Source organism: Flavobacterium piscis, assembly GCF_031457575.1.
In the GTDB taxonomy this organism is placed as follows: Bacteria; Bacteroidota; Bacteroidia; order Flavobacteriales; family Flavobacteriaceae; genus Flavobacterium; species Flavobacterium piscis_A.
The window spans coordinates 80,661-97,295 of sequence record NZ_JAVDWQ010000010.1; the positions used below are offsets into that span (position 1 = coordinate 80,661).

General features: G+C 31.4%; 11 protein-coding genes. All 11 read left to right on the forward strand.

Annotation, left to right across the window (positions count from 1 at the left end; translation table 11 throughout):
• Positions 1–13 precede the first annotated feature (13 nt).
• The 11 genes from J2W48_RS14840 to J2W48_RS14890 all read left to right on the forward strand — a co-directional run bounded on the left by J2W48_RS14840 (position 14) and on the right by J2W48_RS14890 (position 16,517).
• Entirely contained in the window at positions 14–1,591 is a 1,578-nt protein-coding gene (locus tag J2W48_RS14840; protein WP_310282423.1) for a phage tail sheath family protein, read from the forward strand.
• A gap of 51 nt (positions 1,592–1,642) precedes the next feature.
• The gene (locus tag J2W48_RS14845; protein WP_110305362.1) at positions 1,643–2,110 is read left to right on the forward strand and encodes a phage tail protein; all 468 of its coding nucleotides are present in this window, start codon (positions 1,643–1,645) and stop codon (positions 2,108–2,110) included.
• Positions 2,100–2,564 carry a phage tail protein gene (locus tag J2W48_RS14850; protein WP_310282424.1) on the forward strand — a complete coding sequence of 155 codons (465 nt, stop codon included), beginning with the start codon at positions 2,100–2,102 and terminating at the stop codon, positions 2,562–2,564. The genes J2W48_RS14845 and J2W48_RS14850 overlap by 11 nt, the downstream gene beginning before the upstream one ends.
• Positions 2,565–2,567: 3 nt before the next feature.
• Entirely contained in the window at positions 2,568–2,738 is a 171-nt protein-coding gene (locus tag J2W48_RS14855) for a DUF5908 family protein (RefSeq protein ID WP_310282425.1), read from the forward strand.
• A gap of 9 nt (positions 2,739–2,747) precedes the next feature.
• Positions 2,748–3,425, forward strand: a complete 678-nt coding sequence (locus J2W48_RS14860; RefSeq protein ID WP_310282426.1) for a CIS tube protein — start codon at positions 2,748–2,750, stop codon at positions 3,423–3,425.
• Complete coding sequence (gene vgrG, locus J2W48_RS14865; protein ID WP_310282427.1) at positions 3,426–5,225, forward strand: type VI secretion system tip protein VgrG; 1,800 nt, start codon at positions 3,426–3,428, stop codon at positions 5,223–5,225.
• Positions 5,226–5,312: 87 nt separating this feature from the next.
• Positions 5,313–5,615: a PAAR domain-containing protein gene (locus J2W48_RS14870; RefSeq protein WP_310282428.1), complete on the forward strand. Its 303-nt coding sequence runs from the start codon at positions 5,313–5,315 to the stop codon at positions 5,613–5,615.
• Complete coding sequence (locus J2W48_RS14875) at positions 5,608–6,048, forward strand: GPW/gp25 family protein (protein ID WP_310282429.1); 441 nt, start codon at positions 5,608–5,610, stop codon at positions 6,046–6,048. Before J2W48_RS14870 ends, J2W48_RS14875 begins: the two co-directional genes overlap by 8 nt.
• Complete coding sequence (locus tag J2W48_RS14880) at positions 6,049–9,948, forward strand: hypothetical protein (protein ID WP_310282430.1); 3,900 nt, start codon at positions 6,049–6,051, stop codon at positions 9,946–9,948.
• A complete protein-coding gene (locus J2W48_RS14885; RefSeq protein ID WP_310282431.1) occupies positions 9,935–12,667 on the forward strand; it encodes a hypothetical protein in 2,733 nt (910 codons plus the stop codon). Before J2W48_RS14880 ends, J2W48_RS14885 begins: the two co-directional genes overlap by 14 nt.
• 4 nt (positions 12,668–12,671) lie before the next feature.
• Positions 12,672–16,517 carry a contractile injection system tape measure protein gene (locus J2W48_RS14890; protein ID WP_310282432.1) on the forward strand — a complete coding sequence of 1,282 codons (3,846 nt, stop codon included), beginning with the start codon at positions 12,672–12,674 and terminating at the stop codon, positions 16,515–16,517.
• The last annotated feature ends 118 nt before the right edge of the window (positions 16,518–16,635 follow it).

Sequence of the window (16,635 nt, forward strand, 5' to 3'; positions counted from 1 at the left end):
AATATGAAAAACCATGATTGAGTCTAACATTAAATCACCAGGTGTCTACATTAATGAATTAAATGCCTTTCCTAATTCAGTAGTCCCTGTTGCAACCGCAGTACCTGCCTTTATTGGGTACACACCCACAGCATCGTATGAAGGAAAGTCATACACTAATGTGGCGCAAAAGATTACTTCTTTTGCTGAATTTCAGGCTATTTATTGTTTTCCAGATCCAGCACCACCTGCTAGTCCTGCCAAACAATATACTCCGGAATATTATATGGTAAAACAAAAAAGTCAGCCAACAAAAGGAGATTATATGCTTATTGATAATGCTTATTACTCTATTGTTCCTGATCCAAATACTATTTATTATTTATACAATAGTATTAAATTATTTTATGAAAATGGTGGAGGTGATGCCTATATTGTATCAGTAGGTTCTTATGGTGCACCTTCAAAAAATCCAATGAATCCTGGAGATCAAATTGTAAATCCAAATGTACAACTAGCCGATTTACAAAATGGTTTATCCTTACTCTTAAATGAGCAAGAACCTACCATGTATATTTGCCCAGAAGCAACACTACTTTCGGTAGAAAACAACGGTACCTTAATGCAAGAAATGTTATTGCAATGTACTCAAATGCAAACAGCTGTTGCTATTTTTGACATTATAGGAGGAAGAAACCCTGATCCTATTATGTATCCAAATGATATTGAAACCTTTAGAAACAATACTGGTTCACAAGGTTTAAATTATGGAACAGCTTACTATCCTTTTATAGGAACAACCATAATGCAAAATCAGGATATCGATTATACTAATTTATTTGGTGGTGATACAAAACAGCTTGAAGCATTATTAAATCCTGCTGATAATCCAAATCCAAGTGTGGCAAGTATTATGACTAACATCAACAATCCATCTTCAGGGCTAACTGTGACGCAAAATAACAATGCTTTAATAAATGCCAGCAAAACTTATAGCCTTATGATTAAGCATATCTTGTTTGATGCTAATATTTTACCTCCAAGTGGTGGAATGGCTGGTGTTATCACTACGACCGACAACCAAGAAGGTGTTTGGCAAGCTCCAGCAAATACTTCCATTGTAGGCGTTTCTTCTTTACCTATTCGTTTATCAGAAACACAACAAGGTAGTCTAAATGTAGATGCTGTTTCTGGAAAATCGATTAATGCCATTCGCTTTTTCAATGGTCTGGGAATTTTAATTTGGGGAGCAAGAACTTTAGATGGAAATAGTCAGGACTGGAGATATCTTCCGGTTAGAAGAACAATGACCTTTTTAGAGCAGTCATGTAAACTAGCGGCTAATGCTTATGTTTTTGAACCAAATGATAAAAACACCTGGGAAGCTGTAAAAGCAATGATTGGAAGCTTTTTGACCTCTATTTGGAAAGAAGGTGGCCTCCAGGGGGCATCGGCTTCAGATGCTTTTTCTGTTGCTTGTGGATTAGGAACTACCATGACATCAGAAGATATTTTAAATGGATTTATGAAAGTTACTATCAAAGTAGCTATAGTTCGTCCAGCTGAATTTATAGTACTAACTTTTCAACAACAAATGGCTACTTCTAGCTAGACAGAAAAAACACATAAATAAAATTATAATCAATCTAAAAAATAAAATATTATGGCAGCAGATGACGGAAGCGTAGAAGGCGCAACATGGCCCATGCCAAAGTTCCGATTTGAAGTAGATTTAGGAACTGAATTAACAAAAGTAGCATTCCAGGAAGTATCTGGAATGGATGTTGAAAATCAAATCATTGAATATCGAAAAAGTAATAGCCCTCTTTTTTCAACTGAAAAAATGCCAGGTATTACAAAATATGGAAACGTTACTATGAAACGAGGTGTTTTTGTAAATGACAATTCTTTCTGGGATTGGCACGCACAAATAACCATGAACACCATCAAACGAAGAACCGTTATCATTCGATTATTAGATGAAAAAGGAGGAACTACCATGCAATGGCAATTAAACAATGCCTGGCCTACTAAAATTACAAGTACCGATTTAAAATCAGATGGTAATGAAGTAGCGGTAGATACTATAGAAATTGCACATGAACAACTAGTGATTACTAATGGCAAATAGTTATCCAGTAGGATTTTACTTTCAACTTTCCTTTAAAGGAGAAGATGCTGCTTTCAAAGAAGTATCTGGTATTTCAAAAGAATTGAGTATGGAAGAAGTAGTATGTGGTGGGGAGAATAGATTTAAATATCGGCTCCCTACTATTACCACCAGTCAGAACCTAGTACTAAAAAGAGCATTAATTCCTGAGGGCTCTAAATTAATTGACTGGTGCGCAAGTACATTAGACGAAGGATTAGCTAATGCTATAAGTCCGCACGATATTTCTGTTAGCTTGTTTAATTCTGATGGTTCTGTTTCAGTTATGTGGACATTTTACAATGCTTATCCTGTAAAATATTCTGTATCTGATTTAAAATCACAAGAGAATGAAATTGTAATAGAATCTATTGAATTAGCCTATACCTATTTTGTAATTACACCAGACACATCAATCGCAGATTTATTTGCTTAGCGTATGCCAATAGAAATAAGAGAATTAATCATAAAAACGGAAATATCTTCAAGAGGTAGTTTCAATGACACCACTATTAAAGAAGCTGAAACGCATCTTTTAAAAAAACAATTGCTTGAAGAATGTAGAAGAATGATTGCAGAACGGACTAAAAAAAACAGTCACAAAAGATAAAACAATAGTATGGGAGCAAGTTTGGAACTAATGAAAATAACAGGATATACGGATGAAAACTTCCAACAAGCTTTTGGTGGTCAGCCTTATACTGTAATGATTAATCCGGATACTATAAAATGGCAGAGAGGCATTGAATATAATGAACAACAAGCACCCAATACCAGCGCTCCTTCTCAAAAATATAAGAGTACTCCAGTAGAAAAATTAAACTTTGATATAGTAATAGATTGTACTGGAATAGTAGATTCTAAACGAGTCGATATGGCTCAGGAAATTAGTTCTTTAGAAAGCATCATCTATACTTATAATGGTAAAATTCACCGACCTAATTTTGTCAAAGTACAGTGGGGCAAAAGTCTTGTTTTTAAAGGTGTTTTAAAGTCTATGGATACCTCATACACGCTATTTAAACCTGATGGAAGTCCTTTAAGAGCAAAATTATCATTAGGTTTTTCAGAATATATCTCTCCACAAAGTGTTGAGGAATTAGATGCTAAAAAATCACCTGATATTACTCACTTAATAAATGTAGTGGAAGGAAATACACTGCCACAACTTTGCGAACAAACTTGGAATGATGATTCCTATTATGTACAAGTGGCACAATATAATAATCTGAATAAATTTAGAAACCTAAAAGGAGGACAAAAATTAATATTCCCTCCTATTATACAACCTCAATAAATGGCAACTCAAAGTGAAATAGCATCTGGTAATACAGCAACATTTACAATAAAAGTGGGTGGCACTGCAATTCCTAGTGAGTTGAATGTACTATCTGTACATATAAATAAAGAAGTAAATCGTATTGCTATTGCAAAAATAACCATACTTGATGGGGAAGCAAATACAGGAAAATTTGATACTAGTTCCTCTTCCACTTTTGTGCCAGGTGCAAAAGTAACTATTGAGTGCGGTTATGACTCTACAAATCAGGTTATTTTTCAAGGGATTATTACAAGTCAATCCATTCGAATAGATGAAATGGTTGGTTCAGCACTAGAAGTTGAATGTAGAGATGAAGCCATAAAAATGATTGTGGGTAGAAAAAGTTTGACTTTTAACAAAAAGAAAGATAGTGATATCATCACCTCAATCATTGGAACCTATTCAGGTTTAACTGCAAAAGTAACTGCAACGAGCACAACTTGGCCTGAACAAATTCAATACTATGTGAGCGATTGGGATTATATTATGGCTCTTGCTGAAAGTAATGGCATGTTAATTACCACACTTAACGGAACAGTTACTGTTGCACCTCCTGATGCAAATACAAGTCCAGTTTTAAATGTATCTTATGGCAATGGACTAATGCAATTTAATGCAGTCATGAATTCAATTACACAAACAGATACTGTAAAAGCCAGTACTTGGGATTATAAAAATCAGGCTATTGCTTCAATGCAATCTACTAATAATGTCCCTGGTCCTGGGAATATTTCTTCCAAGAAATTGTCTGAGGTTGTGGGTTTATCAGATTATCAAGTACAAACTACTGCTCCTCTTGAAAATGCAGATTTAACGAATTGGGCAAAAGCACAACTTATAAAAAGTGAATATTCAAAAATACAGGGAGAAGCAAAATTTCAAGGTACCAATTTAGTTAATCCTGGCAACTATATCACTTTGGGAGGTCTTGGAGATCGATTTAATGGAGATCATTTTATCTCTAGCGTTACTCATGATATATCCGAAGGCAATTGGATTACCGAGATAAGTATAGGTCTTTCTCCTATTTGGTTTACAGAAGAACCCGATGTTATGGCTCCTCCAGCCTCAGGTTTATTACCTGGAGCAAGAGGATTATTTAACGGAACGGTAAAGCAAATTTATAATGATCCTGACGCTCAATACCGAATATTAGTTACTATTCCTTTGTTTGACACAAACGGAGAAGGTATTTGGGCACGATTGTCTAATTTCTACTCTACAAATGGAGCTGGTGCTTTCTTTTTACCAGAAGTAGGTGATGAAGTTGTTATTGGTTTTTTAAATGAAGATCCTCGTTACCCCATTATCTTAGGCAGTATGTATAGTAGTTCTAAATTGAAACCCTTTGAAGGTTTAACTCCAAATGAAAAGAACAGTATTAAAGCCATTATATCTAAATCCAAAATAGCCATTGAATTTGATGATGAAAATGTAGTTTGGACATTAAATACTCCCAATAAAAACACCATCATTGTTAGTGATAAAGACAAGCAAATTACAATTAAAGATCAAAATGAAAATAGTATAGTGATGTCTAGCAGTGGCATAACTATAAAAAGTGCAAAAGACATCAATATCGAAGCCACACAAAAAGTATCTATTAAAGGAAATCAAGGTGTAACTATAGCTTCTTCTGGTGGTGATATTGCTACAAGTGGTATTAATATTAAAGAAACTGCTCAAAGCCAGTTTACTGCAAAAGGAAATTTAAACGCAGAAGTACAAGGTGGTGCTCAATTAGTACTCAAAGGTGCTATGGTAATGATTAATTAGGAAGTTGAAAGTCAAAAGTAGAAAATAGAAAGTGATTATTTAGAGAATACAATACTATTTAAAATAATAATTTAAAATAATAAAAATATGCCTCCAGCAGCACGATTAACAGATTTTCATCAATGTCCTATGCAAACTCCTGCCGTTCCAGCACCTATTCCACATGTTGGTGGTCCTATAATAGGGCCAGGAGAGCCTACTGTTTTAATTTGTAAGTTACCTGCTGCAAGAGTAGGTGATATGTTAGTTTGTGTAGGTCCTCCAGACTCTATTGTAAAAGGCTCATCAACAGTAATGATAGGTGGAATGCCTGCTGCAAGAATGGGTGATTCAACCGCTCATGGAGGAAGTATTGTAATAGGAGCTTTAAATGTAATGATAGGTGGATAATAGCAAGTCAATAACGAAACAAGAGAATCATTTTTTAGGTTCTGGATGGTCTTTTCCTGTTACTTTTTCAGCAGGAAATCATCAGCTAAATCTTTCTGGTTATGAACAAAATGTGAATGAATCTATACGAATTATTCTGCTTACAAATACTGGTGAACGTAATTTAAATTCAAGATTTGGCTCAGGACTTCAACAGTTTTTCTTTAGAAAAATGGATGAAACATTGAAAGGAGAAATTGCAGATGTAGTTAGATTCTCTTTATTACACAATGAACCTAGAATAAGTTTACAAGAAATCACAGTTGCTTATGCTGATATTTTAGCTGGACTTATAGAAATACAAATTGTATATGTGTTTAATCAAACCAATACAAGACACAATTATGTTTTTCCTTTTTACATAAAAGAAGGTACCAATTTAGGAAGTAGATAAATGAATATATTGAACCAAAATACTATTTTAACTTCAGTAGAAGAAGCTTTGGTTCCATCATCTAATTTGATTGATGGAAGAACAGAGCGTGACTGGTTGAGTTTTATAGCTGATTTTGCTTCACTTATTAATTTTTATGACGCTTCTAATCAAATAAACGGTAACTGGTCTCCTTTTCTATTAAAAGATCCAATTATTATCTTAGCTTCCATTTCAAAAACGAATGTTACTAAAAAACAGGCCCTTTTTCTTCATAGCTGTTCGCATATAGAATCTTTATTTCAAAAGGATGAAAATAATACAACCATTGGTAAACTAATCAGTTCTCTTTTTGATCAAATATTCCAATTGTTTGTAAAACTAGAGCACTGGATTCGTTTTTTATTAAAATCGGATCAAGACTTTAGTCTTAAAAAATATATTCTATACCAAGTTGAACATATTTATAGTGCTCAATTATGGGCTTTATTATCATTGCGCAAACAGTTAATTCTGAATAATATTATAGCAAAAGTAGAAAATTTTGAATCTTCTATTTTTCAAAATGCTGATGCTACCATTTGGAGACAGAGTAAAGACAAAAAACCATATTGGGAAATACTTCATTTAGATCCATCTTTTCTGAAAAATAAAATTCCAGATTTTATTACTGCTCTAAAAAAATCTGGAGATCAATTGTTTACTTTTTTTACTACTATTATTCAACATGCTAAAGTAGCTTTTGAAAAACTAAAAGAAACAAGAAGTCATTTTCCTGATACAATTTTAATGAGAACTTTTATTCAATTATTAATGCATCATCGCAATCAATTAAATGAAATTTCTCAAAAACATTTAGATTTTTATTATACGGATATTCTACAGCAGAAAATAAAAAATGCACTTCCTGATAGTGCGTTTATTGCTATCGCATTAAGCAAAAAAGATACTTCTTTTCTTTTACCAAAAGGAAGTTTATTTGATGCTGGTATGGATACCCAAAAAAAAACCATCATTTTTTGTTCTAATGAGAATATAACTTTAAATCCAGCAACGATAGTCAGTGCAAAAACAATCGCTGCAGCAACTATAAAAAACACCTCTACTAAACTTTATTTAGAAAATATAGCTACTCCATCGCTTTTACAAAAAAATGAATCTGGAAAAATTGAAGGATGGCCACTTTTTGGTGATACCACACCTACTATTACTTCATCAATACCATTAGGATTTGCTCTTGCATCACCTATATTGTTTTTGAAAGAAGGAGACAGAACTATTCATGTAACACTAAACTTTAATGAAGAAGGTGCCATAACATTTTTAAATAGTGCCACATACTTTCTCAGCACACAAAAAGATTGGTTTTCTGTTCCTGTTTCTATTAATGAATCTAGTACTTCTACATTAGCAATAACTTTAACGATAACATTAAATGCTACCCAACCAGCCATTGAAGGGTTTACCAAAAATCCTGATGGTTATGATTCACAATGGCCTATGCTAAAAATTCAATTTGATAGCACAAATACTGGTATTTCTATCCCTATTTTAAATGCTGTTCAATTTGACGTAACTGTACAGAATATTACTTCTCTTCAATTATATAATGATTTTGGTGCTTTAGACACTAAAAAACCCTTCGAATTATTTGGCCCTACTCCATTGCTGAATAGTAGTTTCATAATAGGCAGCAATGAAATTTTTAGTAAACCTTTACAATCGCTTCAAATGGATTTGACTTGGGATACTTTACCAAAAAGCTTTCAGACTTATTATCAAGAATATAACACTTATATTTCTAACACACTACCTACAGCTACTCAAAAACAATTGGTTTCAGACACATCTAAATCACATGGAATTTTACAAAAAATTGGTACCGTTTTAAAAGCTGGAGTACAAATAATTAAAGATGTTCTAAAAAAAGCGGTAAATACAATTATAGCACTATTAAAAGAAATAGTGCAATTATTAAAAGATATTTTAGGCATAATAGACCCAAATGCAACAACACCTTTCAATAACACTTGCTTTACCGTTGATTTTGAAATACTAAATAATGCTACTTGGAAAAAAATTAATATCATTAAAGAAGGTGTCGCAGTTGCCGAAGATGGCACAATAACACCCATTCCTTATAGTATGAATAAATATTGTGTCCCACCAGCAGATAGTTCTTCTAATTTATTATTCAGTACAAATAACGCAGCCGAAAAATGTGAATTAACAACTAAAAGTTTCTTTAGTTATACTGCCTTATCAAGTGCTTTTCAATCACTAGTTCCATCAAATCAAAATACCGTACAAACCACTGAAGATACTACTATTTCTAAAACTGAAACAATAGCAACTCCTTTTACAGTTGACCCAAATATTCAAAACTCATCTTTAGTTTTTACTGCTGAAAGTTCGTCAGGATTTATAAAAATGATTTTATCTGGTCCTAATCCTTATGGTTTTGGTTCCCAAATATATCCAGAAATCGTAGCAAATATTGCTTTACAAAATGCCCTTCTGATTTCAAAAGATCCAAAAAACTCTAAAAAATTAGCTGCTCCTGCTAAACTTCCTTTTGCTCCCAAACTAAAAACCATAGCAGTAAATTATTCGGCTTCACAATCCTATGATTTAACTAAAACAGAAGCTTTTCCTCTACAATTTTATACTTATTCTCCTTTTGTAAACTATTTAACCTATGATACTTCAGCTACTGTTCCAGTTTACAATTATAATGTTGGTGATAACAAAATAACGAGTTCGCAAACATCCGCTGGAATTCCTCTTGTTTCCTCTTTATACAATTATAAAGGATTTTTATACATTGAATTAAAAGATGTAATAGCTCCAAGTGAAATTAATTTTTATGTGGAATTAGGTAGAAAAGAAGGAAATATACCAACAGATACAAAACCTGATTATTTTTATTTGAGTACTACTGGCTGGCAACACTTACCTCTTCTTTCTGATGGGACAAACAACTTGAGTTGTTCTGGGATTATTACTTTTAATTTACCCAAAGATATAAGCAATCAAACCTCATTAATGGATGGCAAAAACTATTGGATTTGCTTAGCCACGGAAAGTGATATCTCTAATTATCCAGAAATTACTTTTTTAAAAACAAATGGTGTTTTACTAACTCGTTCTGGAAGTGAGGATTTATTGGATACAACTGAACCAAAGATCAATAGCGATAGCATTACCAAATCTCACATTGCTATTCCCGAAATTGCCAATATTGTGCAACCTTTTCCTTCTTTTGGTGGAAAAGCAATGGAAAATGATAGTATTAAAAACAAAAGAATCAGTAATAGATTAAAAACAAAGGATAGAATTGTTAGTTTGACTGATTATTATAGTGTTATTCAACAAGAATTTAATGATATTTATTATTCTAAAGCGATTTATAACAACAAAGAAATTACTGTTTATGTCATAAAAAGATGCAATAATGTAAACGATTATAATGCTTTTGCACCTATGATTACTATTTGTGCGGAAGAAAAAATACAGCAATACTTGGAAACACGTACTTCTGCATTTACAACAATTACTGTTTCTAATTTTTCATTCTTAACTGTTACCGTAAACACTTCTATAACAGTTTCTAATGGTTATGAATTTCAAGGTGTTCAAAAAGCAGTGGAAAATGCTTTAAAGCTATTTTTATCACCTTGGATTTCAACAAATAGTCCACAAATTACAATAGGTGAGAATCTAAATGCTAATGATGTTATTCATTTTATAAGAACAATAGAAGGTGTTAACAATGTTGAAAAAGTAACGTTTAACACCACTAGATTCTCACCAAGTGGAGATTTGATTGCACAAACAGATCTTACTTTACTATCATTAGATAAAAATCCAGAATTAATAATCACTTCCAATATAAATCATACTATTAATGAAAGAGATTAATTACATAATAGATCAACCACTTCCTATTACTCAGGATTTTAAATCTTTAAAAAAGGAAGGTCTTGCTCATATCCAAAAAGTAAGTGGTAACGAATGGACCAACTTAAATCAAAGTGATCCAGGTGTTACCATATTAGATCAACTTTGTTATGCCTTAACGGAATTAGGCTATTGTAATGATTTTTCAATAAGCGATATTCTAACGGATTCTGATGATAAGCTTGTCCTAAAAGATCAATTTTATTTACCCAAAGAGATATTAACCACTTCTCCTATTACTTGTAACGACTATATCAAGTATATTGTGGACGAGGTAAGTGAAATTGAAAATGTAGTACTACTTCCAAAACAAAGTAATTTATCCTATATCAAAGGTGTTTATCTAGTGTATTTATCAATTGTGTCCACACTAAAAAGCCCTATTGAAATTACAACTATTTGTCGCACAGTATTCTATCGCTTAAACAAACGTAGAAACATTGGTGAATTATTCATGATGCCTTTACCTTTAGAAAAAACAACTTATATTTTAAATGGGAAACTTCAAATTAGCAATGAAGTAGAACTTACAAAAGTACTCACCTTGCTTGAAAAGAGAATTAACAATTACATTTTTCCAAAAGCAATTCAAGAAGATGATGACCAATTACTTCTTGATGGTGAAGATACTAATACAATCTATAATGGTCCTGAAATGAGACATGGATGGATTAGTGATGCTAATTTAGGTGAAAAGAAAAATACCATTACTACTCGAAATCTTATTACTATTATACACTCTATTGATGGTGTAATTAATATTCAAGATCTTCAAATTAGTGGTGCAAAAAATAGCGATTATGTAACTTCAACAGCTAGTCAATTACTTTCTTTTGATTTGAATAATTTAGAAATTACCTATACTAATCTTAAGAATGACAATTCAACTACTGTAACAGATACACTTTCATTACCCGATTTATCATTCGATATCTTAACAAATAATGAGGAGAAACTTCCTAAAGGAAAATTTAGAGATATTAATTCTTATTATTCGATACAAAATACCTTTCCAGAAATATATGCTGTGGGCGAAAATGCCATAAATTCCAATGCAAGTGATTTTCAAATTGCACAATCTCGTCAATTAAAAGGATATCTTACCTTATTTGATCAAATACTGGCTAATCAATTTTCTCAATTGGCTAATGTACCTCAACTCTTTTCGTTTAAAAATGGAATAACAGGTACACCATCAGAATTAAAAAACTTTTATGCTTCTAAAACACCATATGAAAAAGAGCATCTTAAATATCCTGTACCTTATTTGAGCTTCTCTCCTACTTATTTTTATCAACCTTTATATACTATTCCTAATATAAAACCATTGTTTAAAAACAATGATGCTTTCAATTTTAGTTTAGAAGCAAGAACTAAAAGTGTAGCGGAAGAAATGAGTTGGAAAAAATTCAAAGATGATCCTTACAATTCTTACATAAGAGGCTTACAAAATCTTGTTGAAGATGAAACCATCAATTTGAATAGAAGAAATGAAATGTTAGATCATTTGCTAGCACGACATGGAGAATCTCCATTATTAATAAACACGGTGATTGAAGGTTCTATCTATACAGGAAATAGTGCTAAAGATAGAATCATTATTAAAAGCCTGTATCTTCAAAATTTAGGATTGCTTTCTTATTATAGATTTAAAGGATATAATTATCTAGGTGCGAAAAAAATTGAAGAAATAAAACTAGAATTCCCTCTAAATTTGGAACAACTATTAATTAATATTTCATCTGTTCGTTTTTACTTAGAATCTGAAAAAGACATCACTATTTCTAAAAATGAAAAATTTGAAAATGATTTTATTTTTAATACCAATAAAGTCGATCAAATTGAAAAAATAAAAAAACAAGATTTTATTAATTATGCTGCACTGGAATTACAACTCAATATTTTATTGAGCTTGAAAACACCTTATATTAATTACCTGGAAAACGCATTAAACAATTTAGAAGAAAAAAAATGTGCCCCTTGTGAAAACACGCAACAGCAAACTGAAAAATGCCAGGATTGCAAGAAACAGTTAGAACAAATTCAACAATGTTTATGGTTTTTAAAAGAACGCAAAGGATTGGTTTGCATTGAAAATTGCTTATTATATCCATTTGATCACACCATGGTAATCACACAATCTATCGAAAATGGTCCTTACTATAAAATGAAAGATGCCCTGAGTTATGCTGAAACCATAGCTTTGTATACTTTTCTGGAAAACGCTAATACAATTACCATAGACACTAATTCAAACTCTGGTGAAATTGTTCTTACTATAGATACTATTACTTATGAACTTCTTGTAATAACGCAAACAACAAGTATAAACTGGAAACAGACTGCTACTATTGCATCTGATTATTTTTTTGGAATTAATTTCGAAAACAGCTCTGAAAACTCAGAATCTATAGAAACTATAACTTTACTTTTTCCTGATTATATTCCTTATTTCAACACCGATTATTTTAAGAATCGATTGGATACATTTTTGGAAAACACCTTGCCAATTGAAGTTTCCTACAGCTATCGCTTTATAAATCAAGAAACCTTAAACAGTTTCATTCCAGCCTATATTGATTGGCACAACAATTTAACCTATAACAATTCAACCTATAAAAAAACTACCGACACCGCTACTGCATTGTTTAACATTATAAATAATATACCTAAAATGTAATTTTATGACAAGTCGGGTAAATCATATCATATCAAAACTTAAATGGGAAAATTCTTTTGACAAGAAAGAAAAAGCTCATGAATTGCAGCAACGCATCAGTGTTTGGAGCAAGACAAAAATGCAAAATGAGATAACAGCTCTTTTTGATAAGATGTGTCCTGAAAGTCAAACATGGAGCATCCCATCATTAACATTGGATTTTGGGCTTATAGATTATGATAATTTAGAAGAAGATTTGTCTTTAAAACTATGTAATCAATTAAGCGAACAACTATTTGTTATGGTTCTAAATGCCGAAAAAAGAATTGATAGTATTGAAATTTCAAACACCGACACTTCTCAAATAGGCATGCTTGGTCATTATTTTCTAACTGGAAATATGCCCTGGAACTATAAAAACAATAGTTCTTTGAATAAAATGATGGCTTTTCAGATCAAAAACAATAAAGAAGCTGTACTAAAAATGCTAACTGAAGTTGGAAAAACAGATGAGAATGTTAGAAAAAGAATGGCTTGGCAATTACAGGAATCAATTATTTTAAAAATCATTGAAGGTTTAGAAACCAGTAATCACAATCAGATTATTAAATTTTCTGCAGAATTAACCAAAATTCAACAGCAGGAAACACTTGTCCCTGCTAATGAAAATGAATTCAAAAGAAACCTTTGGTTTTGGATACTTAATTATTTATTTACAGATAGAGGAACTATTTTCAATAAAGTTGCTTTTATGAAAAGTAGTATTCAGCAAATGTCAAATCATTATAATGTATCTTATTCTGAATTGCTAAATATGATTGAATTGGCCATACAACATATTTATGTTACTACAAGTACAAAAGCCGATTTTATATTAATCCTAAATCTTCTAACCAAAGAAAATGAACTTATTAAAACCAAAAAAGAGTTAGCTACAATTGAAAAACCTGATTATTGGATACTTCTGACAGCACTTTTTAGTTCAACTTCACTTCGAGAAAACAGTACTAAGAAAAATGAACTTAATGAGTTAATTATTGTTCTTTCGAAAGAAAACAAAACGAAATTCAGCACGCTTTTTTCATCTTTAGGAAATTCTAATCTTTTTTGGACAGCTGTTGTTCCGAATTTAAAAAATGAAGCTTTAGAGAATATTTTTCATGCCGTTATTCCTGTTAAATCTCAAATGTTGATAGAAAGTATCTATTTTATTGAGAAGCTTTACAAAGAAATGAATGAAAAGCTGGAGCTTTCTTTATTGTGGGAAATTGGCCTGCAATTCCTTATGCAGTATAAAACCACACCTTTTGACAATAAAATATTTTTAAATTTTACATTAAATGAGTTAAGTAAAAAAAATAATGAACTTAAAGAGGCCATAGTAAACAGGCTAACCAATGTAAGTGTTCCTTCATCATCAAAAACTATTGCTACTTTAGAAATATATACGAATCTGACTTCCATTCTAATTGATGAAGTTTCAGAAAAAAACGCCTCTTCGCGTGTAGTTGGTTTTAATGATTTAGTAACCGAACTAGTGCAACAAATAAAATCGTACACTACTGGTACAATACACTCTATGGCTGTTCAAAAATTAATTATTGAACACATTCGTTTATATCCTGTTCAATCCTTTGACGCTCTATCAGGTTACAAGGATAAAGGAATTATAAAACAGTTATTACCCTATATTTTAAACAAAAAAAATGCTCATATATTTATAAAAAAAGGCAACAATCCAAAGGTTTATTTAGTGCAGACACTTGAAAAGATAATAAAAGAAATGAACCAAAATACTACTTCTGGAAACTTTAGTTCACTCCTTTTAGAAAACCTCTGTCTGATAAGCGCAAAACTAATTCTATTACATGCCGATTACACTTCAATCCGGTTTTTAGAAGCAGTATTAGAAAAACTTTTAAAATTGATAACACCTTCCCAAAAAAACAATTTTGATGTCTTTGTAGCTTTTCTTTTTAAACATGAAAAAATACAGAATATCAGTGCCTCTGAAAATAACCTGGAGAAAATAAAACTGAAATTATTTCAGAACAAAACAAAACCAACGACCGAAAAAAAACTTGTAAAGTACCAAATAGCAACTTCAGAACAGTCAAATCTATTTCGTACAGAAAGTATCCTAATTAACGGACAAATGGTAACCACTGAAAATTTATATGAGTGGCTGGCAAAAAGCATTCAAAACGAAACTTTAAAATTTGTGGCAAACAATCAGGAATTCCTATTGAAAGATTTGCTACAAATATCACTTGAAATCAATCCGTCGGAAGTGCGAAAAATACTTTCAAACTGTACCATAACCAAGAAACGCATTAAAATACTAAGAATCAGTTTAGATTGGTCCACTCTTAGTTTATGGATTACAAATGATAGCTCCACATTGCTCAAAGAAGCTATGGAAACCCTTAAATCTTTTTATGATTTTATATTATTATTTATGGGTTCAAATAAAAAGACAAATATCGATAGCTCTTTTTGGAAAATAACCTGGGAAATTATTCAACAAAATAAAACGACCGAAAACCTGGTAAAACCATTTATCGAATATTGGGTCAACCAAATGATAAAACAGGAAACGATAACCTCTAATGAGATTATAAATACTGTAATCACCAATGGAATAAATATTAGTCTAATGCTAAAAAATATTTTAATGCAATACAACACTTCTTTTACAAATCTGATTAGCGAACCCTCAGCCGTTTTAAATGAGGACATACAGTTTTGTGAGAAACAAGGCTTACTTGAAGTACTATATGTTTCTCTAATTGTAGAAAAGAAAATACCTATTTGGTACAACAATACTAAAAACACTTCTGTGTTAGATTTATTTCATGAAGTATTAGCCTACAATCCTACATCCTTTATTGTTGTTTATAAGCAAAATAAAATTCCTCAGTTGCAGAAACAACAACTATATGACTGGATGGATTTTAGTAAAACAATGGCCGTTATTAAAAATACTGACAAAAACAAACAACAACTATATTCTATTGAACACCTGTATGCTGTTCTGGGACAATTGTCTATTAAAGGACTTACTTCAAAAGAAATACAAGCTATTTTATTTAAAAAAGTAATCCTTGCATGGACAGAAAACAATTGGTCCATTCTTTCAGTTGCCAGTATTTGGCAAGAATTACTATGGGAACTTCGTCAGAAGAAAAATATTTCAACCAAAGAGATACTGCCTGCCTTAGACAAAATAAAATATAGCTTACCCCCTGCTTTGCAAATTAGTTTGAGCCAATTAATAAAATCAGATTCTAAAACTACAATGCAAAATATAGAAGCAAAATTTCAAAAAAAAGTAGATTTAAAAACACTTTCGTCTCAAAAAAGTACTAGTGGAATAGCTGTTAAAAATGCTGGTATTGTTTTATTAAACAATTACATAGAAATACTAATGGAACGATTAGGTTTATTAGAAGAAAAACAATTTAAAGACAGTACTTCACAATTGAATGCGGTTCATTATTTACAATATGTTGTCACCGGATTAACCAAAACAGAAGAAACCTTATTACTTCTAAATAAAGTATTGTGTGGATTACCAATAACAACACCTGTGATGGAAAGCATTACTATTACAGAAGATCAAAAAAAATTAATTAATGGACTTATTAGTGCTGCCATTTCCCATTGGCCAAACGTTGGAGACACCTCCATATTAGGATTTAGAGGAAATTGGCTGGTACGAGATGGAATCCTTATAGAAAAAGAAGAACGCTGGGAATTAACCGTTGAAAAAAGAGTCTATGACTTATTGATTCACAAATCACCGTTTTCATTTTCTATTATTAAATACCCCTGGATGCAAAAACCTTTGCATGTTATCTGGCCCTATTAATTAAAAATGAAATTTAAAAATGAAAATAAGAGCAAAAATAATTGATAGCAGTTAAAAACCATTGGCTTCAATTTAAGAAAGAATACTAACAAATAATATAAACATTTAAAATTAAATA

Bases quoted from the DNA above. Each gene is read 5' to 3' on its own strand.
- J2W48_RS14870 (WP_310282428.1), top strand. From the start codon at position 5,313: ATGCCTCCAGCAGCACGATTAACAGATTTTCATCAATGTCCTATGCAA.
- J2W48_RS14860 (WP_310282426.1), top strand. From the start codon at position 2,748: ATGGGAGCAAGTTTGGAACTAATGAAAATAACAGGATATACGGATGAA.
- J2W48_RS14850 (WP_310282424.1), top strand. From the start codon at position 2,100: ATGGCAAATAGTTATCCAGTAGGATTTTACTTTCAACTTTCCTTTAAA.
- J2W48_RS14855 (WP_310282425.1), top strand. From the start codon at position 2,568: ATGCCAATAGAAATAAGAGAATTAATCATAAAAACGGAAATATCTTCA.
- vgrG (WP_310282427.1), top strand. From the start codon at position 3,426: ATGGCAACTCAAAGTGAAATAGCATCTGGTAATACAGCAACATTTACA.
- J2W48_RS14890 (WP_310282432.1), top strand. From the start codon at position 12,672: ATGACAAGTCGGGTAAATCATATCATATCAAAACTTAAATGGGAAAAT.
- J2W48_RS14885 (WP_310282431.1), top strand. From the start codon at position 9,935: ATGAAAGAGATTAATTACATAATAGATCAACCACTTCCTATTACTCAG.
- J2W48_RS14840 (WP_310282423.1), top strand. From the start codon at position 14: ATGATTGAGTCTAACATTAAATCACCAGGTGTCTACATTAATGAATTA.
- J2W48_RS14845 (WP_110305362.1), top strand. From the start codon at position 1,643: ATGGCAGCAGATGACGGAAGCGTAGAAGGCGCAACATGGCCCATGCCA.
- J2W48_RS14880 (WP_310282430.1), top strand. From the start codon at position 6,049: ATGAATATATTGAACCAAAATACTATTTTAACTTCAGTAGAAGAAGCT.